The following is a 19516-nucleotide window of genomic DNA, read 5'->3' as shown; positions in this document are numbered from 1 at the left end:
TCAGCGCATCAGCGCCCCGCCCAGGCGGCGGATCGTCTCGGCCTCGCCGGGGTCGGCGGCTGTCGTCATGCGGCGACGTTACGAGGCGTCGGGATCAAAGGTCCAGCGGAATCAAGCCGGACCGCTGAGGGAGGTGTCGAGGAGGGCGAAGCGCTGGGCGAACGCGGACATCTGATCGCGTTGGCGGTCCAGGTCGGCGGCGGTGGGGTTTACGACGAGGCGGGTCACGCCTTGCGCGGCGAGGGCTTCGACCTGCTCGGCGGACATGTCGATCGATCCCCATCGCGTGTACTCCAGCGCTTCCGGGCTACGCCCCGCCTCGACGGCGGTCGAGCGGGCGAGGTCCAGCTGGAGGGCGCGCTCGTCCGGACCGAGCGCGCCGCCGGGGAAGTAGCCGTCGCCGCGTCGCCCGGCGCGGCGGGCGGCCGCCCGGCTCGATCCGCCGATGTGGATCGGCAGGTGGGTGACACCGACGGGCTTGGGGAATTGGCACAGGTCGTCGAAGGTGAAGAACTCCCCCGCGAAGCTGACGCCGTCCTCGCCACCGGCCCAGAGCAGGCGCATGACATCGATCGCCTCGTCGGCGCGCCGGCCGCGGGTGCTGAAGTCGACGCCCACCGCCCGCGCCTCGCCCGGCAGGGAGCCGAGCCCCACGGTCAGCAGCCGCATCCGCCCCTTGGACAGCACGTCGATCGTCGCCAGGCGCTTGGCGAGGACCACCGGATGGTGGTACGGCAGCAGCAGCACACCCGTTCCGAGCTGGATCCGCTCCGTGGCCGCGGCGACGAAGCTCAGGCAGTCGAGCGGATCGGCGTAAGGCAGCGACGGCGGGAGCTCCATGGTCCCGACCGTGGCACCGGGATACAGCGCGATGTGCTCCGGCAGGTACAGCGACTCGAAGCCGCTGTCCTCGGCATGCCGGGCGAAGGCCATGATCCTTTCGGGGTCGACGCCGAAATAGGCCGTGTTGTAGCTGATCCCGAACTTCATCGTCATTCCTCCGATCGGCGCACGGAGGATCGTCATGCGCCCCCGCCTGTCGCCGACACACTAGAACGTTGCCGCCAGCGTCAAGGCAAGTCTTGGGGGCCGCCAGGTTCAGCGAGGCTCGAGCTTACGGGTCGTGGCTCGCACCTCGGGCGCCACCATGGCGTCGATGTACGTCGGACCGTAGCGGCCGTACTTGGCGCGGTAGGCGGCGTCGATCTGGTTGCCGATGTCAGGATCGGTTTCCGCCTCGATGGTGACGTCCTTGTCGACGCCGCCGGCCCGGATATGGCCTTCGTGGGTCTCCTGGACCGTGCGGAACCAGGCACCCGCGCCCGCCTTGTAGGAGCGGACATAGAGGTGGTCGCCATGGCGGACGACCCAGATCGGCACCGGCTTGCCCAGCGTGCCGTCGCCGCGCCGGGGCTCGATCCGCAACTCGTCGGCCGCTTCGATCCTGCTGAGCTCGTCGCTCGTCCACGTAGTCATCGGCTTGTCTCCTTCGTCATATCGGTGATCGCCGCAGTCTCAAGTGCCGCGGCCGCATCGTCGATACCCAAACCCGCGCCGCCGACCCGGCGCCTGGGGGGCCCTGTCACACCCCTGAACACCGCTCCCCGGCACACCCCGCCCTGCCGCGTAGCACGCGGCGGTGGCACAGTTGATGGGGGAAAGAGACGTTTTCCCTGCTCAGAGCAGCTTCAGAACAGCTCGGAACACGCTCGCTTCGGCCGCGCCGCCACGCGCCGCCGTCAGTCATAGAAGCAGTCGTCAAAGCAGTCATAGAAGCTTCAGCACGGAGAAGAAACATGCTCACCGTCAACTCCTACTCCGCCACGTCCGCGACCGAGCCGCTCGCCCCGGCGAGGGTCGACCGTCGCGACGTCGGCCCGCGCGACGTCCTCATCGAGATCAAGTACTGCGGGATCTGCCACTCCGACATCCACTTCGTACGCGGCGAATGGGGCACGGCCCCCTATCCCGTCGCCCCCGGTCACGAGATCGCCGGCATCGTCGCCGCGGTCGGCCCGGAGGTCACTCAGTACGCCGTCGGAGACCGGGTCGGCGTGGGCTGCATGGTCGACTCCTGCGGCGAGTGCTCCAGCTGCCGCAAGGGCGAGGAGCAGTACTGCCTCAAGGGCAACACGCTCACCTACGGCTCCACCGACAAGGACGGGCGGATCACCCAGGGCGGCTACACCACCCACATCGTGGTGACCGAGGACTTCGTCGTACGAATCCCCGAAGGTATCGAGCTCGACTCCGCCGCGCCGCTGCTGTGCGCCGGCATCACGACGTACTCGCCGCTACGCCGCTGGGGCGCCGGCCCTGGCAAGAAGGTGGCGGTCGTCGGGCTCGGCGGGCTCGGTCACATGGCCGTCAAGCTCGCGCACGCGTTGGGCGCCGAGGTGACCGTCCTGTCGCAGTCGCTGAAGAAGAGGGAGGACGGCCTGCGCCTGGGCGCGGACCACTATTACGCCACGAGTGACCCGGAGACGTTCGAGCAGCTCGCCGGCTCCTTCGACCTCATCGTGAACACCATCAGCGCGAAGGTCGACCTCGACGCCTACCTGTCGCTGCTGGCAGTGGACGGCACGATGGTCAACGTCGGCGCCCCGGCCGAACCGCTGGCGTTCAACGTGTTCCCCCTCATCATGAGCCGCCGGTCGTTCGCCGGTTCGGCGATCGGTGGCATCCGCGAAACCCAGGAAATGCTCGACTTCTGCGCCCAGCACCACCTCGGGGCCGAGATCGAGGTCATCTCGGCCGACAAGATCAACGAGGCGTACGAGCGCGTCCTGGCCTCCGACGTGCGGTACCGGTTCGTGATCGACATCTCGACCCTGGCCTGAGCCACCAGCCGGCGAGTCCGAGGTCATCGTCGGCAAGGCGCTGGCCGGTGGGCGGCGCGACGAGGTCGTACTCGCGACCAAGGCGCACATAAGGTCCGCTACGCCGGCCACTCGACCTGGCCGGTCTCGGCGATCGTGGAGGCCCAGTGGACCGCGAGCGAGCGCGGCCGTGAGCGCTTCACGTGTGAGCAGCCGCCGTACTCCATCCTCGTGCGCGGGATCGAGGCCGACACGCTCCCCACGTGCGCGAGGTACGGGATGGGCGTGATTCCGTACAGCCCGCTGGCCGGCGGCTGGCTCACCGGGCGCTACCGCAAGGGCTCGGAGTCGGGGCCGTTCTCCGTGGCGCGCCAGCGGCTCGACGTCGAACTGCCGGATGACGTACTGGACCGCATCGACGAGATCGTGCCGCCCGGGGTGACGATCAACCCGGCCGACAACGGATGGGCCAGCCCGGCCCTGCGGCCCGCGGCCCGACGCCGGTAGACCCGTGCTGCCACCCTGTCGTTCGCCTGACCTACCTGAGTCGTTCACTTCAACCCGACATGGTCTACCTACAGGCTCGGGGAGAAGAAACCGTGACGACCGATCAGAAACGCCTTGGCCTCGGCAGCAGCCGATTCATGTGGGAATTCGGCAAGTCGCCTATGCGTACGGCTTCGGTGCTGCCGAGCTCGGCGCGGCTGGCGGCGCGGATGGTGGCGGGCCTCCCGGAGCGCAGGAGGTCGTGACGACCATGACGGTCTGGCAGAACCTGCCGCCCGCGACCGTCTACATGGCCCGCCGTCCTCGCTTCACGTAGCCGCGTCCCCCCGCCTCGACGGCCACCGGCCACGATGAGACAGGCGGGAGCGCTGGCTTGAACCTCCCGTGGCGGGAGGATCTACCGTCGACTCCGTGACCGGAAACGACGGTATCGAGCGTCGATGGACCATCGGGGAGCTGGCCAAGGCCACCGGGGTCACCATCCGTACGCTCTACCACTACGACGAGATCGGCCTGGTTCGGGCCGGCGAGCGGACCGCGTCGGGCCACCGCCGCTACACCGAGGCCGATCTGCGGCAGCTCTATCGCGTGCGCGCCCTGCGCGGACTGGGACTGTCGCTGGAGGAGATCGCGAACGTCCTCCAGCGGCCGGCCGACGACCTGACGGCCATGCGCGACCTGCTCGGCGCCCAGTTGGCCGAACTGGAGCTGCAATCGGCCAGGATGGCGCAGCTCAAGACGAAGATCGGCGGGCTCCTCGGGCTGCTCAACCAGTCGGTCATGCCCGATTCCGAGCACTTCATGACCACCCTCGAAGAGATCTCGGTGTACGAGACGTACTTCGCCCAGGAGTTGCGAGACCACCTGGCCCAGCGCCGGATCCAACTCGGCGAGGACACGCTGCGGGACCTACGGGCCGAATGGCTCGTCCTCCTCAAGGAGGCCCACCAGCACATGCTGGCGGGCACGCCCGTCGACGACCCCCGGGTGCGGGCTGTGACCGCCCGCTGGACGGCGATGGCGGCCGCACTCCAGAGCGGCAACGAGCAGCTCGACGAACGGCTCAAGATCGCCGGAACGGCGTGGTGGCGCGACAACAGCGCCGGGGTCAGCGAGGAGGTCAGCCGCCAGATCGAGTGGCTGGACGCCGACGGCCTGCCCGCCATCTTCGACTACCTCCAGCGGGCCGTGCTCTGGGCCCGCGAACACGAATCAGGAGAGTGACGCGAGAATGCGATACCCCGACGCACCGGTACGGCCGGAGCACAACAAGGTCGGCGGCCTGGTCTTCGACGACCCCTACCAGTGGCTGGAGGAGGACGACGGCGAGGGTGTGGCGACCTGGCAGCAGGCCCAGGACGAGCTGGCCCGCTCCTACGTACACGGCTGGCCGCACCATGAGGCGCTCGCGGCCCGCGTCAATGAGCTGGTCGAGCAGATGGACGCCCGCAACCTGGTGGTTCCCGTTCGATACGGGCCGCGGTGGTTCCGCGCGCGCATCCCCGACGGCCGGGAGCTGATGGTCTTCGAGACGGCCGACGCCCCCACGGGCCCATGGCGCATGGTGATCGACCTCAACGAGCTGTCCGACGGTACGCCACTGCGCATGAGCCCGCAGCCCTCCCCCGACGGCAGCCTGCTGGCGTACTCCCTGGACGCCGGGGGGCGCGAGCTGCCGGCGCTCAAGGTGATCGAGATCGACACCGGGAAGGTGCTGCTGGACGGCGTACCGCAGCAGCGGCCGGGGCTGGTGGCCTGGCTCCCCGACGGCAGCGGATTCTTCTACATGGCCAACGAATCAGGGGCGGCGCAGGTACGGTGGCGGCTGTTCTTCCACCGGCTGGGGCAGCCGGCGCCCACTCAGCCAGAGCCGCTGGACATCCCCCACATGTTCGCCATCCCCAAGATCTCCCGGGACGGGCGCTGGGCGCTGGTCCAGGTCGACCATCTACGGCCCCGGCCGCACTTCATCGCCCGCCTGGACGGCCCCTGGGAGTGGCGCGAGTTCATCACCGACGCCGAGCACCTGTACAAGGGCGTGCTCGTCGACGACTCCTACGTGGCCGTCACCACGGCGGGCGCCCCGCGAGGCCGCCTGGTCCGCATCCCGCTGGACAGCCCCGGTGACCCGGACACCTGGACCGAGCTGGTGCCGGGCGGTGACGCCGTACTCACCGGCGTGACCCTCGTCGGCGAGCGGCTGGTGCTCGGCGAGCTGGTGGACACCGTCTCCCGCGTCCGGATCCTCGGCCTGGACGGCGCGGACCTCGGGGAGGTCCCGCTGCCCGGCCAGGGCTCGGTCAGCTCCATCGCCCAGGGGGTCGTCGCCCTGGGGGTGATGGACCAGGTCGTGGGCTGCGAGGACGCCATCACCTTCGGCTACACCTCCTACACCCAGTCGCCCACGGTCTACCACTACGAGCTGGAGTCGGGGGCCCTGACCGCCTTGCAGGGGTCGGGCCACACCCTCACCGGGCTGGTCACCACCCGCGTATGGGCCACGTCGGCCGATGGCACGCGCGTGCCCTGCACCCTGGTCCACCGCGCCGACCTGGACCGCTCGCGGCCACAGCCGACCCTGATCCAGGGGTATGGCGGGTTCAACGTCGCCGTGCTGGCGTCGTACCTCGGCCCCCTGGCCGCGTTCGTGGAGGCGGGCGGGATCTACGCGCACGCCCATGTGCGCGGCGGCGGGGAGTTCGGCCTGGAGTGGTGGGAGGGCGGGCGGCTGCACGCCAAGCAGAACACCTTCAATGACCTGTACGCCATCGCGGAGCGGTTGATCGCCGACGGGGTCACCACGCCCGACCGGCTGGCGGTCCAGGGCGCCTCCAACGGCGGGCTGCTCACGGGCGCCGCCGTGACCCAGCGGCCGGAGCTGTGGCGGGCGGTGGTCTGCGGCGCCCCGAAGCTGGACCTGATGCGCGTCGCCCGCGACCCGCTGGGCACCGCCGCGACCCTCTCCGAGTACGGCAATCCCAACGACCCGGCCGACGCCCCAGTGCTCATGGCCTACTCGCCGTACCACAACGTGAAACCGGGTACGGCCTACCCGGCGATCCTGCTGGACGCGGGGGCCAACGATCCTCGCTGCCCGGCGTGGCACTCCCGCAAGTTCGCCGCCAGAACGCAGGCCGCCACCACCTCGTGCCATCCCGTCCTGCTGCGCGTCTGGTCCGACGCGGGCCATGGGGGAACGAGCTGGAGCACGATCGTTCTGCAGCAGAGCTTCTGGCTGGCGTTCGTCATGCGGGAACTGGGCCTGGTGCCTGACCTGTAGTGATATTGGATGTGATATCGCTAGATCACCGATATCGCTATTAGACAGCGGATGATCACATCTGCTTTGCTCCAAGCTTCTGACAGATGAGAAGCAAGGATTTCGGCATGCGACACTTCCGCGTCCGCCGCGTCACCGGAGCGCTCCCCGCGACCTCGTTGGCGCTCTCCCTCCTGTCCGGCGGCGCTCTCGGCGCGGGCCCGGCCTCGGCCGCTACCGTCGCGGCGTCCCCGGCCGTTTCGGGCGAGGCTCAGGTCAGGAAGGAGTTGCGGGCGCTGGAGGTGTCTTTCAAGGGCCGCATCGGGGCGTACGCCATCGACACCGCCACCGGCAAGACGGTGACGTACCGGGCGAGCGAGCGCTTTGCGTTTCTGTCCACCTTCAAGGCGCCCCTCTGCGCGGCCGTGCTGAACAAGGCGCGCACCTCCGAGCCCGGCCTGATGAACAAGCTCATCAAGTGGACGGCCGCCGACATGACGCCCAATTCGCCGGTCACCGAGAAGCACGTCGAGGACGGCCTGACGGTCGCCCAGTTGTGCGAGGCGGCCATCACCAAGAGCGACGGCACCGCGGCCAACCTGCTGCTCAAGCTGATCGGCGGGCCCGCCGGGCTGACGAAGTACTTCCGTACGCTGAAGGACTCGACCTCCCGGATGGACCGCTGGCACCCCGAGCTCAACGACTGGACGCCCAAGGAGAAGCGCGACACCACCACGCCCGCGGCCATCGCCCGCGATCTCCGCGCGCTCGCGATCGGCGACGCGCTGGACGCCAAGGACCGGGAGCAGTTCAACGCCTGGCTGCTCGCCAACAAGACCGGCGCCGAGCGGATCCGCGCGGGCCTGCCCAAGACCTGGACGATCGCCGACAAGACCGGCACCAACTCCGACGGATTCGGCGGCGGGAACGACATCGCCGTGATCCGCTCCGAGCAGGGCGCCGCTCCCATCGTCATGGCGATCTACACCAACCGCACCCCGGGCCTCCCCACCGACAACCAGACCATCGCGAAGACCGCTACCATCCTGGCTCGGGGACTCGGCAAGCTCTGACGCCGACGTTCCGCCGGCCTTCTCAGAGCTCTCCAGCCCGCCCGCGCGGCGCCTGCCAGCCCGGAAGGACGCCACGCAGGCGCTGTGACCTCGCGTGACGTCCTCCCGTCATGGGGTGATCAAGGGTAGGGATGGGGCTCGGGATTGGTCGCGCCGCCGTAGTCGGCGAATCGCTTGTGAAGCAGGGGCGGCGCGCTGGGCGGGCACAGGCTGAGGGTGTCCGGGGACCAGACGCGGCAGACCGTGAGCCCGAGGTGGCGGATGTCCGGGGTGGTGAGGTCGAGGTAGCCGAGCTGTTTTCCGGTCTTGGCGAAGGCTGCCACCAGCCCTCTCACGCGGCTGCGGAGGTCTGGGGCCGCGTCAGGGGGCAGGTCACGCGCCGAGACCTCCACATGGACGGCGAAGCGCTTGTCGATGATCGCGGCGTTGGCCGGATCTGTGTAGTAGGCCACGTTGTCGTCGAGATCGAAGAAGCGGTCCTTGTCGGTGACGTCACTGTCCTCGATGGCGGCCTTGGCGGCCATCCAGTTGGCGTAGCGGAACACCGCGACGGCTTCGAGGAGGGACTTGTACATCGCGTGGCCCAGGCGCTGGTCGCTGCCCAGGCCCGCGACGACCGGCGCGTTGCCGGGGTGGTCATCGCGGTAGACGCAGGCGACGGTGAAGCCGGGTAGGTCGGGACTGGGCAGGAGGTGGAACTCCGGGGGCGGTGTGCCCGGCGACCAGTGGCGGTCGATCAACCGGGCGAGGGCCCGCAGGCGGCCGTCAAGAAGGATCTTGACGGAGGGCTGACCGCCGTACCAGTGCCCGATCACGCAATCGAGCTGGATGAGCTCCTCCAGCGCGCCGAGCAGGGCTTTGCCCGGGTCGCTGTGGGTCGCGGTGCCGGTGGTCACCGCGGCGTTCACCCAGGGCTCGCCCTCCTTACGCCGCGGCAGGTAGCCGACCAGCGTGAGCTGGGCGGGCATCCAGTAGGTGTCGTCCGAGGTGAGCGAGTCGGCGGGCAGCCAGCTCATCGGGGCGTCGGGGTCGAAGGGCTCGAAAAGGAAGCCGTCGCGGCCGAGCTGCTCGTCGGAGAAGAACGACAGGCACTGATCTGCCGGAATCGCGCGGCCACCGCTGCTCATGGCGCGGTGACTGGCGAAGCGGAGCCGGTCGCGGTGCAGGGCGAGGAACGAGTGGTGGCAGTAACGCTCGGCCGACTCCCCGAGTGACTTGATAAGGGGCTCGTCGAGCAGGATGCCGGCCCCGCCCAGGTGGTGGCGCTCGGCGGGGATCGGCCGGGCGTCGTACAGGACGTGCACGCCGGTGAGTTCGGCGCCCGCGATGGCGATGCGTGGTTCGCCACGTGAGCGGGCGCTGAACTTCAACCGCGGTATCAGGCCGCACACGGGGTTCAGCATGCGCCGGGCCAGCATCCGGGTGCCGGTGTCGAACGGTGTGGTCCGCGGTACGAGGCCCGCGGCGGAGCCCTGGTCAGCCACTGAGCCACTCCTTGGCCTGGAAGTAGAGCTCGGGTTCGTCGCGCTGCGCGACGGGCGAGCAGGCCGGACAGCCGGGGATCTGCAGGACCTCGCTGACGGTCGTCTCCCAGGTGGGGAGGTAGACGCACAGCATCTTGCCATGGGTGAAGGAGGCGCCCGTATGGGCGAGGTTGATCGCTTCCAAGGCGAGATGGGAGCAGAGCAGCGAGGACAGCGCGGGCAGCATGGGCGGACGTCCGCCCGACGCCTGTGCGGTGGTGAGCGCGTTCTTGTATCGGCGGTAGCCCGCGCCGTCGGCGAGGTTCATCGTGATGCGCGTTTCCAGACAGGCGTAGCAGGGCCCGCGGCCCGGGTGGAAGGTCGGGCCGACGAACAGGAACGGCCCATCGATCGTGCCGTGCAGCCAGGACATGCCGACTTCCAGGGCGACCCTGTTGAACAGGCTCACCGCCACCGGATCCACCCGGACACCGGCCCACACGGTGATGCCGCCCTCCCAGGAGGCGAACGTCTCGGCGACTTCGTGCAGCCGCAGCCCGTGCGTGGTCCAGCCGGTGTCGGCGTCCTTGAGCACCTCAAGGACGGGATCGTCGCTGGAGTCGGTCACGTCGAGCTTCGGATCGCTGGCCGCGATCAGCTCCGTGACGCGGGCGGCCATACCGCCGTCGCCGATCACCCGTATCGGACGGGCGGGCGGCGGTGGCCCGGAGAGCAGGTCGGCGTAGTGGTCGAGGTAGTGGTCGAGTGCGTTCGTCGCGGTGTCCTCGATCACGTCTAGTGTCCGCAACTGCTCCAGGAGCGCGGACATCTCCTCCATACCGATGTTCGCCCGCGCGGCCAGCTCGGCCACCTCCCGGGAGCCGTCCAGAGCGTTCACCACCGAGAACAGCCAGCCGCGCCGGGCTTCGTCGGTGATGGTGTGCGAGGTGGCACTCCACACGCCCTGCCTGAGCTCGACCGTGTCGGGATCATGCCCGATGACCGAGAACGACCGCTTGATACGGGGTGATGCGGGCTGTGTCACAGCTTCTCCTGCGGACGCGGTCACATCTTCTCCTGCAGACGCGGTCGGCTCTTCTTCTGCGGATGTGGCCGGCCGCCCGGCCGGCCGAGGACGATCAGATGCAGCAAGGCGGTCCGCAGCCCGTCGACCCGGAGGACCTCGTGCGCCTCCTCGTCGTAGTAGGTCGACCAGTCCGTACCGGCCAGGCCGAGCGCGGTCGCGGTGAGATGGACATGCTGGGCCATCGCCCCCACCTCGTGCAGCACGAACCGCAGCCCGCGCGGGCCGTACTTGCGCATCGAGCGCCATGGGCGCCCGACGAACAGCACGACGAGCGCCGCTCGGTCGATCGGCAGTAGGTCGGGCAGCTCGTCCAGGCCGCAGCGCAGCAGCGCGGCCAGTTGCTGAGGGCCGCCGTGGCGGGCCAGGCAGTCCAGGCGGGGGGCGTAGCGGTACAGGCCCGGCTCCAGGTCCGTCACCTCGCGTGCGGCGAGGTGCAGCTCGACCGGGTACAGTCCGCCGCCGCTGGGGACGGCTCGGTGCGGCCGGCCCGCCTCGTGGCCGAAGCACGCTCCGGCGGCCCGTAGCAGCGCGGCGGTCTCGGGCAGCGTCACCGGGTCTCCGCTGAACGAGCGGGTGCTGCGCCGGGCCGCGATCACCTCATCCAGCGCCATCCGCGCCGGGGCCGGATCCGGCAGTTCGACGCGGCGTGCCGCGGGGATGGTCTCCTCATCGGTGTGGCTCAGCGTCTCCATGCTCGCGGTCGTGAGGTAGTCGGCGACCGAGCGTTGCAGCTCACGGTCGTGGCGGCGGAGCCGGCTGGCGTACAGGAACTCCTCGGCGGGCGAGGCCGACCGGGAGATCCCGAGATGGGAGTGCCGGAGCTGGTTGGTGTGGAAAGCCGTGCTGTCCAGCCATGGGCTGACCGCACGGAAGAAGTTGGTGCCGAGCGCGGAGCGCAGCACCGGCGTGTTCTCCATCTGCACCGATCCTTGAACGGGGTGGGCCGGATTCGGCGGGTGCCGTGTCCCGGTCCGATGACCGGGACACGGCACCCGCTTCTCGCGTTTACTCCTCCATGGCGACGGCGGCTGAACTGCTGCTGCTGGTGATCGGGGCGACCAGAAGCTTGCCGTCTTCCATCTCGATCGGGCAGGCGCTCAGGGTTTCGGTCGAGGTGCTCGTCGAAAGCATTTTCTCTCTCCTTTCGTGCATGAGGGTGCTGCCGGTGCGGACTGAGTGCCTCACCGGATCCTCGCGATATCTGATCGCGGGGCTCGTGGGCCGGGCCGGGGCCCGGGTGTCTTCACACCTGCGGACCTGGTGCGGTCGGCGGGCGCGTCGGTTGATCTATTCGGCGTAGTCCGAGGTGCGCGACGGACAGGGCGCCCTGCTGGAACAGCGCCGTGCCCGTCGTGGTGAACTCCAGCCAGTCGGCGAGTGCCGTCTCATCGCGCTCGGCGCTCCCGCACCCGCCCAGCCGGGTGGCCCAGGTCGCGAAGGTGCGCGCGTAGTCGTCGCGGTGGGTCCGTACGTGGATCGGCTCCCACCAACGCCCGCAGGCGGTCAGGAGCCGGTCGAGCGTGAGAACGGTGCCGGTCAGGCGAAGGCGTCGCATCGCCTCGACGTATCGTGCGGCCTCGGCCGGCCAGCTCTCGCTGTGCCCCCGGATCGTGCTCTCCAGCGCCAGGCGGGCGCCCGGCCTGGTCCACGCGTGCGCGTGGGCGAAGAACTCCGCGTAGGTGTCCGGCGTGCCGTCCACGTTCTCCAGGTTCTCCAGGAGCCCGATGCTGACGACCGCGTCATAGGGCCGGTCGGGGGTGAAGGCGCGGTAATCGCCCTGATGGATGGTCACCCCGCGCAGCCGCAACCCTTCGGCTTCCTGGCATGCGTGATCGGAGGCGTCGACACCACACGCGGCTGCCACACCGCGTTCGCGGCTCAGATAGCTCAGGAAGCCGCCATAGCCCGAGCCCACGTCGAGGACGCGTGACTGGGCGCTCACCTCCGCCCAGTCACTCAGCAGCCGGAACTTCGCGAGCTGGGCGGTGTCGAGGTCGTTCGTCCCCTCCCACAGCCCGCAGCTCAGCGCCATGGACTTGCCCAGCCAGCGGCGATGTGCGGCAACGTCGAGCTTGGTGACAGTCATGTGAACGCCTTAAGGGAGAGCACGTGATCAACGCGACCATACCCGATCGGTGACTGTCCGTAGCGCTACGATTACCTAGTGTCGCCGTGATGCATCGTTGTCTGTTGTCGGCGCTCAGTCCTGATCTCGGAGAACCCCACGTCCACTGACAGAGACGGCGTTGGGCAGGAGCAGCGCCCCGAGCGCCAGCCCGATCAGCCCGGCGACGACCGGCGCTCCGGTCCACAGCTCGGGCACGGCGGGCAGGCCGCCCCCGATGGCCGAGGCGACCCCGATGTACAGCGACCAGGTGGCGAAGGCCGACAGCCCGGCGAAAGCCCAGTAGGCGCCGCGCCGCTCACCCGACGGCCGCAGCCGGCGGATGAGCAGGTCGCTCACGAACCCGGCCACCACGAACGACAACAGGATCGGTACATTGCGGAACCCCGTCTGGGCAGCCGGCATGAGCGCCATCACCGCGTACATGACGGTCACCGAGCCGAACGGCAACAGCCAGCGGCGCACCAGCAACAGCACCGGGCTGAGCACGACGACGTTGGTGACGACCATCGCGACGGCCACCTGCTCGGCGCCCGGGCCCATCGCCACGGGGCCGGCGCCCCCCGCACCGCCGCCCGCGTTCTGCAACATGGACAAAGCCCGGACGATGCCCTCGGGGCGGTACTTCATGGCGCCGCCGTACGACAGGAACAGCGACACCAACGTGGTGGCGAACGCGAGCCCGATCAGCGCCGGCAGCAGGCGGCCGAGCGACGGCCGGGCGCCGACGTCGGGGGCGTTCCATGCCGAGCGCAGCGGTGTCGTGATGATCAGCATCATCGTCACGACGAGGCCGAGGTGCGACGGGCTGAAGAAGATGTTGATGGTCGTCTCGATGCCGAGGACGGTGTGCCACATCATGTCGGCCAACCCGAAGACGGCGAATGCGGGAATCGCCACCAGCCCGGCGAGATAACCGGTGGGGACGGCCGCCGGCCCCTGCCGCCCGGCGCGCACGTTGCGCCACACCTGCCAGATGATCCAGCCGGAGACCACGGCGAAGCCGGAATAGAACACCGCGTGCCATGGAGTGAAGAACGTCTCCAGCTGCGCCAGGTTGCTGTGCGCCCAGGCGTCGATCATCAGCCCGACTCCGAACCAGGTGCCGAGCAGCGCCGTCACCAGGTCTGTCCTGGAGGACACCCATCCGCGGGGCTCCCCCGTGTCCACCACTAATCGCCGAATGCCGACCGCGTCAGACGTCACTTCGTGCTTCCTTTCCGTCGATCGAATCGATTCATTCCGGGGCGCCCATCGGATGAGGCCTCTGCGCGGGGCCGGTCAGGCTGTTTCGGCGCTGAGGGCCCGCGCCACGGGCCGGCGCGCCGCCAGGCGTGCGGGCAGGGCGGTGAGTGCCGCCGTCGCCAGGAGAGTCGCGAGTGCGGCGCCGAGCAGCCAGAAGGAGGGGGGTTCCACCGCGTTCCTGGCAGTGAAGAGCGAGAGCAGGCCGATGCCCAGAGGGATGCCGACGATGGCGCCGGGCAGGCTGGGCAGCATTTGAGCAGTGGACAGACCCGCGGTGATCTGCCCGGGAGTGGCGCCGAGTGTACGAGCGATGGCCATGTTCGCCCGGGCCTCCATGGCCGTGGTCCAGGTGAACGTGAGGGTGTTCACGATAGCGAGCGCGATCAGCAGGATGGTGACGGCGAGCATCAGCCGGCGGTCGTGCTCGCCGCGCAGGTTGGGCAGGACGGAGGAGCCGTCCAGGCCGTAGCCCCGCTCCGGCTGGACGTAGATGGTCAGCAGGGCGACGATCGCGATCACTGTGGTGGCGGTGGAGCACGCCTGGAGTACGGCGCGGCCCGGCCGGCGGGCGGTCAGCCGCAGCCCGAGCAGCAGCGGCGTGGGCAGGAGCGCGGACAGCGCGGTGAGCCGGGGCCGGTGACGGGGCCGGCGCGCGGTGGCGGTCAGCGCCGTGACGGTCGCCGTACGCATGGCCCGCAGCGTGGGACGCAGTGTGGACAGCACCGCCACCGCTACGGCGAGGGCGGTCGCCGTGACGAGGGTGGCGCCGTCGGGCCCGCCCACGTCACCGATCCGGCTGGCGGTGGGGCTGGCGATGGCGGGCGCGGTCAGGCGGGCGATCACCAGCCCCAGCGTGTCGCCGACCAGCGCCAGCGCCAGGTACTCGGTGAGCAGGACGGTGGCGATCAGAGCCGGGGTGGCGCCGACGGCCTTGAGCAGCCCGGCCCGGCGCGTCTGCTCGACGGCGCGTCCCGCGGCCAGCGCCGCCACTCCGGTGATGGCCAGGAAGCTGAGCAGCCAGCTGCCGACGACCAGGATCGGCTGGCTGTTCCTGAGGATGACCAGGTCCTGGGTCTCTTTGAACTGCCAGGAGTGGAAGTTGACCCTGACGGTGGTGTCGCTGTGGGCGTCGATGAAGGCCTCGGTCGCGGCGGGGTCGCGCAGCTTGAGGTCGACAGCCGTGGTCACCGAGAGATCATGGGATGCCGCCAGGGCCCGGGCATCCGATCGGGTCATCCAGGCCAGGCCGCTGGCGTCGCTGGGGCCGCCGCCCGGGCCGATCTGCGCCGCCCAGGGGTAGATGGAGGTGGCCGCGGTGACGGCGATCCCGAGGACGGGGTACGAGCGGCCGGCGATGGTGACGCGGTCGCCGACGCCGACGCCCAGCGCGGTGGCGAAGCCGCGTTCGAGGACCGTGCCGCCGGAGCGCACCCAATGACCCGAGGTCACCAGCGGCCGGTCGACCGGGCCGGGCGTCTCGGCGAAGCCGTGCACCACCACGGGGGACGTCGTGGAATCGCGCGTGGTGAGGTCGGCGTAGACGATGCGATAGGGGCCATGATGGGCGACTACTTCGGGAGCATCCGCCAGCGCGGCCAGAGCCGCGGTCTCGGCGGGGCCCGCGTCGCCGGAGAGTGCCACCACGTCCGGCCCGGCGGTGGCCGCGCGGGTCTGTTCGTACAGCGCGTCGCTCACGCCGCCCAGCGACAGGCCCAGTGCCATCGTGGCGGTGGCCACGGTCACCGCGAGCAGGAGCATCGCGGCCTGGACCTTGTGCCGCCGCACGTCGGCCAGCACCAGGCGGACGACGAGCACGATGGAGCCCATGCCGTTCAGCCCTCCAGCCCGATCAGCCCGCCGAGCCCGCGCGGGTGGGAGCCGGCCAGCCGGGTGTCGTCGACGAACATCCCGTCACGCATCGAGATCAGCCGATCCGCGGTGGCCGCGACCCGCTCGTCATGCGTGACGATCACGAAGGTCTGGCCCGCGGAACGCAGCTCCTCGAAGATTCTCAGTACGTCGAGGGTCGCCGCGGTGTCGAGGTTGCCGGTCGGCTCGTCGGCCAGGACGACCAGCGGTTCGTTGACCAGCGCGCGAGCGACGGCGACACGCTGGCGCTGGCCGCCCGACAGTTGCGACGGCAGATGCCGGGCACGGTCGGCGAGCCCGACCCGTTCCAGCAGCAGGCTCGCGCGCCGCCTGGCCTGGCGGCGCGAGCGTCCGGCCAGCAGCGCGGGCAGCTCCACGTTCTCGGCCGCGGACAACTCCTCCACCAGGTGGAAGGCCTGGAAGATGAACCCCACCGACCGGCGCCGCAGGCGCGCCAGAGCCCGCTCGCTCAGCGTGTCGATGCGCCGCCCGGCCACCCACACCTCGCCATCGGTGGGCCGCTCCAAGCCACCCAGCAGGTGCAGCAGAGTAGATTTCCCGCAGCCGCTGGGCCCCATCACCGCCAGCGTCTCCCCCTGAGGCACCTCCAGGTCGGCCTCGTCCACCGCGCGGATCCGGCTCTGCCCCTGACCATGCGTCTTCACCAGGCCGCAGACCCGGACCACGGCACTTGACACGTTCATCCACCCTCGACTTCGTCATCGGCCTTGGACCAGGCCCGCTCACAGGAATCCAGCCAGCGCAGGTCCGCCTGCAACCGCAGCACGACCCCTTCCAGCAGCAGGCCGGCGCCCGACCCCGGCGGCTCGGCCAGCGCCGCCTGCTGCACCTCACGCAAGCGGCGCAGCAACTCACGGCGCTGGGCCGCCACCAGCTCGACCGGGTCGGCGAGCCGGGCCGCGGCGGCCGCGGCGAGCTTGAGATGGAACTCCGCCAGGTCCGGTTTCGGCCAGCCCACCTCGGCCAGCCAGGCGGCCACCCGCTGCTGCCCCGCCGGCGTCAGCTCATAGACCTTGCGTTCGGGCCGCTCGGGCAGGCCGTCCGTCCGCTCACAGACAACGAGCCCGGCTTTTTCCAGCCGGGCCAGCGTCACGTAGATCTGACCGCGGTTCATCGACTCGCCGAGCGGGCCGAGAGTTCGCTGCAGCCGAGCGTGCAAGTGGTACCCGTGTGACGGCTCCTTGGCGAGCATCGCCAGCACTGCGTCCTGCACTCCATCCCCCTAACGGTTAGCCAATAGATAGCGGTTACCCGTGGGAGGTGTCAAAACGCTACATCTGGTGATCTCCTGGACCGGCCCGCCGCCAGCATCACAGCACCTGACGGCCAGGTCCCGTTCCTGGACCTGCTTCAGGGCCGCGACGAGCTACAAGCACATGTGGTACGACGACGCGCCGCACCAGGCGCCTTCGTCGTCAGCGCCTGGACGGTGGTCGGCCTATGTATTGATTGGGTTGGAACGGTTACGGACTCGTCTGCAACGTGAGAGGGCCGAAGGCGTGTCCGGCCCACAGCTCACGGGAGGTCTCCTCCGGATACGCTGCTATGTCGGGCTTGGTGTCGATGATCCAGGTGTGCCGGTTCTGCGGCTCGTACGCCGGCCAGCCCGGGTCTCCGGTCGTGGCAAAGGCGATCCATGCCGCTCGGACCTGGGCCGACAGCTCGGCCGCGGCCGGAGGCGGATCCTGTCCGATCAGCAGTCCCGCCGATCCGGCGGTCAGGTTGCCGAACGTCAGCGGCAGGCCGAGCCCGTGACAGGCGCCGAGGAGGTCTCCGCCCATGCCGGGGGCCGACCAGGTCAGCTCGTACAGGTGGGCGCGGCCGTGCTTCTGGCGGGCTTCGGCCAGGCGTACGGAAGGCATCCGGAACAACCAGTCGGAGTGCACCAGCTCGTACAGCCGCTCCTCGTCGGCACCCGGGTAGGCATCCCGGTAGGCCTCGGGATCCGGGGCGAGCGCCCGCAGCGCGGTGTCCGCTCGTTCGGCGGTGATCTGGCCGGTGTCGCCGCTGATGGCCATGAACAGCCGATACTCGTCGCGGGTGTGACCCACGATCAGCTCCACCCCGTGCGCGGCCCCGTCCGCCAGTGACCGCCACGGCACCTCGGGCAGCACCTCGCCGTCCACGACCGGCGCGCACAGCGTCCGGACGTGCGCCGCGTGGCCCCACCGCGGGTAGTCGCCCATCTTCTCCGCCGTCATGTCCCCGGCGTCGATCAGCCGCTCCGGCGACTGGCGGGCGAGTTCGCCCGCGAGCGGGGGCAGGCCCAGCTCAGCGGCTACCGCGGCGCCGATGTCGGTGGCCAGCTCAGGGGAGAAGAACATGCCCGGCACGCTCTGCGCGATCGCCCGGCGGAACAGGCCGGCGGCTCTGGGCATCGTCATCAGCGCCGCGATGCTCCCGGCTCCGGCGGACTCTCCGAAGACGGTGACCCGGTCCGGATCGCCGCCGAAGGCCGCGATGTTGTCCTGCACCCAGCGGAGGGCGGCCACCTGGTCCAGGAGCCCGCGGTTGGCCGGTGCCCCCTGGAAATGTCCGAAGCCCTCGGCGGAGACCCGATAGTTGAAGGTGACCATGACGACGCCGTCCCGGGCGAGCACGCGGCCGTCGAAGACGGGGTCGCCGGACCACCCGTACATGTAACCCCCGCCATGAATCCACACCATCACCGGCAGCCGGGCGGCGCCCAGGTCGGGGGACCAGACATTGACGGTCAACCAGTCACCGTCGGCGCCGTCCGCGCTGGAGGCGCCCAGCAACCTGGACTGCGGCGGCCGCGGACCGAACTCCCCGGCCTCGCGCACCCCGTCCCACGCCTCGGCCGGCACCGGCGCGGCCAGCCGCAGCGCGCCCACCGGCGGGCGCCCGAACGGGACACCGCGGAAGACGGCCACGCCGTCCTCTATACGCCCGCGCAGCCGTCCCGTGCTCACCCGGACCTCCGGGTCCGCTGATCCGATGGCGCTCATGGCACGCTCCTCATCCAGGGAGTGCCGGCTCCCACAGCCAGGCGCGGCCATCTTCGCCCGAACCGCGGGTTCGGCGCACCTCGTTATTGAGCGGGTCGCTGCCACGTCAGCTCCGGCCACGCGCTCGAAAGCACGGCTTCAAGCCCTTAGGGCTGAGTCCCTTCAGGTGGCGCGGCGGGAACGACGCAGGACAGGGCGCCGCGCAGGATCGCGGCGAAGGATTCCGTATTGCCGGGCTCGAGCCACCGTCGCCCCGCCACCCGGATGGCGGCGGCGACCGCGGCGGCCGTGACGGCGGGGAACAGGTCGCGCTGGGGGTCGGTGCCGGTGCGGGCCGCGATCGCCTCGGTGAGCGGGCCTTCCGCCATGGTGAACGCCCTCAGCGCCTCGCCCTCCAGCTCGGGCGTCGACATGATCATGCGCAGGCCCGCCTTGTCGGGCTCAGGGTCGGTGTAGAGCTCGATCACGGCCGCGATGACGGCCTGGTCGAGCGGCTCGCCGGCGGGCCGGGCGCGCAGCGCCTGCCCCACGCGGCCGGCCTGGTCGGCCTGGAAGGCGCAGATCGCCTCCGCCCTGCTGGAGAAGTAGTTGTTGTACGTACGGGATGAGACTCCGGCGGCCGTGGCGATGTCATGGACGCGCACCAGAGCCAGCCCGTGAGGGCCCTGCTCGATGGCCAGGCGCAGCGCGGCGTGGCTGATCGCCTCTCGGGTGGCCTGCTTGTTGCGCGCCCGGAGGTCGAGGGCGTCGTCGTTCATGGGAGCGACTCTATCTGATGATGCGTGGCACGCACTAGGTGCGTGCCACGCAAGTTGTGGGTAGAGTGCGACGGGACGCCTGGCACTCGCCCCTGGAGAGTGCCAACCGGCGGGGTGTGCCGGGACGGCGAGGTCCGCCTGTCGGCGGGCCGTCCGTCGCGGGCGCCGTCCCGGACAGCCCCTATCGAGAGCAGGAGCAGGAATGGCTTCGAAGATGATCGCGTTCGACGAGGACGCCCGGCGCGGTCTCGAGCGCGGCATGAACCAGCTGGCCGACGCGGTCAAGGTGACCCTGGGTCCCAAGGGCCGCAACGTCGTGCT

18 protein-coding genes and 1 pseudogene are annotated in these 19516 nt (G+C 70.2%); 6 read left to right on the top strand and 13 right to left on the bottom strand.

Annotated features, from left to right (window positions below):
- Positions 1-111: 111 nt before the first annotated feature.
- Positions 112-990, bottom strand: coding sequence for an LLM class F420-dependent oxidoreductase (locus ACGFJ2_RS54690; RefSeq protein ID WP_358201655.1), 879 nt, complete (start codon positions 988-990; stop codon positions 112-114).
- 108 nt (positions 991-1098) lie between these two features.
- Positions 1099-1476, bottom strand: coding sequence for a DUF2255 family protein (locus ACGFJ2_RS54685; protein ID WP_357957044.1), 378 nt, complete (start codon positions 1474-1476; stop codon positions 1099-1101).
- Between the two features lie 320 nt (positions 1477-1796).
- On the opposite strand from ACGFJ2_RS54685, the gene ACGFJ2_RS54680 reads away from it, so the two are divergent.
- The 6 genes and pseudogenes from ACGFJ2_RS54680 to bla all read left to right on the top strand — a co-directional run bounded on the left by ACGFJ2_RS54680 (position 1797) and on the right by bla (position 7658).
- On the top strand, positions 1797-2840 hold the full coding sequence (locus tag ACGFJ2_RS54680; RefSeq protein ID WP_358201646.1) for an NAD(P)-dependent alcohol dehydrogenase: 1044 nt from the start codon (positions 1797-1799) through the stop codon (positions 2838-2840).
- Positions 2841-2942: 102 nt separating this feature from the next.
- Positions 2943-3326 (top strand): annotated as a pseudogene (locus ACGFJ2_RS54675) (aldo/keto reductase); the annotation flags it as partial.
- A gap of 139 nt (positions 3327-3465) precedes the next feature.
- On the top strand, positions 3466-3642 hold the full coding sequence (locus ACGFJ2_RS54670) for a hypothetical protein (RefSeq protein ID WP_358201635.1): 177 nt from the start codon (positions 3466-3468) through the stop codon (positions 3640-3642).
- A gap of 95 nt (positions 3643-3737) precedes the next feature.
- A complete protein-coding gene (locus ACGFJ2_RS54665; protein WP_357957052.1) occupies positions 3738-4550 on the top strand; it encodes a MerR family transcriptional regulator in 813 nt (270 codons plus the stop codon).
- A 7-nt stretch (positions 4551-4557) separates the two neighbouring features.
- Positions 4558-6606 carry a prolyl oligopeptidase family serine peptidase gene (locus ACGFJ2_RS54660; protein ID WP_393482577.1) on the top strand — a complete coding sequence of 683 codons (2049 nt, stop codon included), beginning with the start codon at positions 4558-4560 and terminating at the stop codon, positions 6604-6606.
- 107 nt (positions 6607-6713) lie between these two features.
- Positions 6714-7658, top strand: coding sequence for a class A beta-lactamase (gene bla / locus ACGFJ2_RS54655; RefSeq protein ID WP_358201615.1), 945 nt, complete (start codon positions 6714-6716; stop codon positions 7656-7658).
- A gap of 119 nt (positions 7659-7777) precedes the next feature.
- Here bla and ACGFJ2_RS54650 read toward each other — a convergent pair whose 3' ends face one another.
- The 11 genes from ACGFJ2_RS54650 to ACGFJ2_RS54600 all read right to left on the bottom strand — a co-directional run bounded on the left by ACGFJ2_RS54650 (position 7778) and on the right by ACGFJ2_RS54600 (position 19195).
- The gene (locus tag ACGFJ2_RS54650; protein WP_393482572.1) at positions 7778-9142 is read right to left on the bottom strand and encodes a YcaO-like family protein; all 1365 of its coding nucleotides are present in this window, start codon (positions 9140-9142) and stop codon (positions 7778-7780) included.
- Positions 9135-10166: a TOMM precursor leader peptide-binding protein gene (locus ACGFJ2_RS54645; protein WP_357957059.1), complete on the bottom strand. Its 1032-nt coding sequence runs from the start codon at positions 10164-10166 to the stop codon at positions 9135-9137. The genes ACGFJ2_RS54650 and ACGFJ2_RS54645 overlap by 8 nt, the downstream gene beginning before the upstream one ends.
- 20 nt (positions 10167-10186) lie before the next feature.
- Positions 10187-11125: a SagB/ThcOx family dehydrogenase gene (locus ACGFJ2_RS54640; protein ID WP_393482569.1), complete on the bottom strand. Its 939-nt coding sequence runs from the start codon at positions 11123-11125 to the stop codon at positions 10187-10189.
- Positions 11126-11213: 88 nt separating this feature from the next.
- Positions 11214-11339 carry a hypothetical protein gene (locus ACGFJ2_RS54635; protein ID WP_357957063.1) on the bottom strand — a complete coding sequence of 42 codons (126 nt, stop codon included), beginning with the start codon at positions 11337-11339 and terminating at the stop codon, positions 11214-11216.
- Positions 11340-11451: 112 nt separating this feature from the next.
- Positions 11452-12294: a class I SAM-dependent methyltransferase gene (locus tag ACGFJ2_RS54630; protein ID WP_357957065.1), complete on the bottom strand. Its 843-nt coding sequence runs from the start codon at positions 12292-12294 to the stop codon at positions 11452-11454.
- Between the two features lie 114 nt (positions 12295-12408).
- A complete protein-coding gene (locus tag ACGFJ2_RS54625) occupies positions 12409-13476 on the bottom strand; it encodes a hypothetical protein (protein WP_393482566.1) in 1068 nt (355 codons plus the stop codon).
- A 138-nt stretch (positions 13477-13614) separates the two neighbouring features.
- The gene (locus ACGFJ2_RS54620) at positions 13615-15405 is read right to left on the bottom strand and encodes an ABC transporter permease (protein WP_393482563.1); all 1791 of its coding nucleotides are present in this window, start codon (positions 15403-15405) and stop codon (positions 13615-13617) included.
- A 5-nt stretch (positions 15406-15410) separates the two neighbouring features.
- Complete coding sequence (locus tag ACGFJ2_RS54615; RefSeq protein ID WP_393482560.1) at positions 15411-16151, bottom strand: ABC transporter ATP-binding protein; 741 nt, start codon at positions 16149-16151, stop codon at positions 15411-15413.
- The gene (locus ACGFJ2_RS54610) at positions 16148-16681 is read right to left on the bottom strand and encodes a PadR family transcriptional regulator (RefSeq protein WP_357957073.1); all 534 of its coding nucleotides are present in this window, start codon (positions 16679-16681) and stop codon (positions 16148-16150) included. Before ACGFJ2_RS54610 ends, ACGFJ2_RS54615 begins: the two co-directional genes overlap by 4 nt.
- 250 nt (positions 16682-16931) lie before the next feature.
- A complete protein-coding gene (locus ACGFJ2_RS54605) occupies positions 16932-18437 on the bottom strand; it encodes a carboxylesterase/lipase family protein (protein WP_393482556.1) in 1506 nt (501 codons plus the stop codon).
- Between the two features lie 146 nt (positions 18438-18583).
- Positions 18584-19195 carry a TetR/AcrR family transcriptional regulator gene (locus tag ACGFJ2_RS54600; protein WP_357957077.1) on the bottom strand — a complete coding sequence of 204 codons (612 nt, stop codon included), beginning with the start codon at positions 19193-19195 and terminating at the stop codon, positions 18584-18586.
- Positions 19196-19516 lie beyond the last annotated feature (321 nt).

The sequence above is a fragment of the Nonomuraea sp. NPDC049028 genome, from assembly GCF_043197735.1.
Taxonomy (GTDB): domain Bacteria; phylum Actinomycetota; class Actinomycetes; order Streptosporangiales; family Streptosporangiaceae; genus Nonomuraea.
This window is presented reverse-complemented; position numbering and strand designations above follow the sequence as displayed.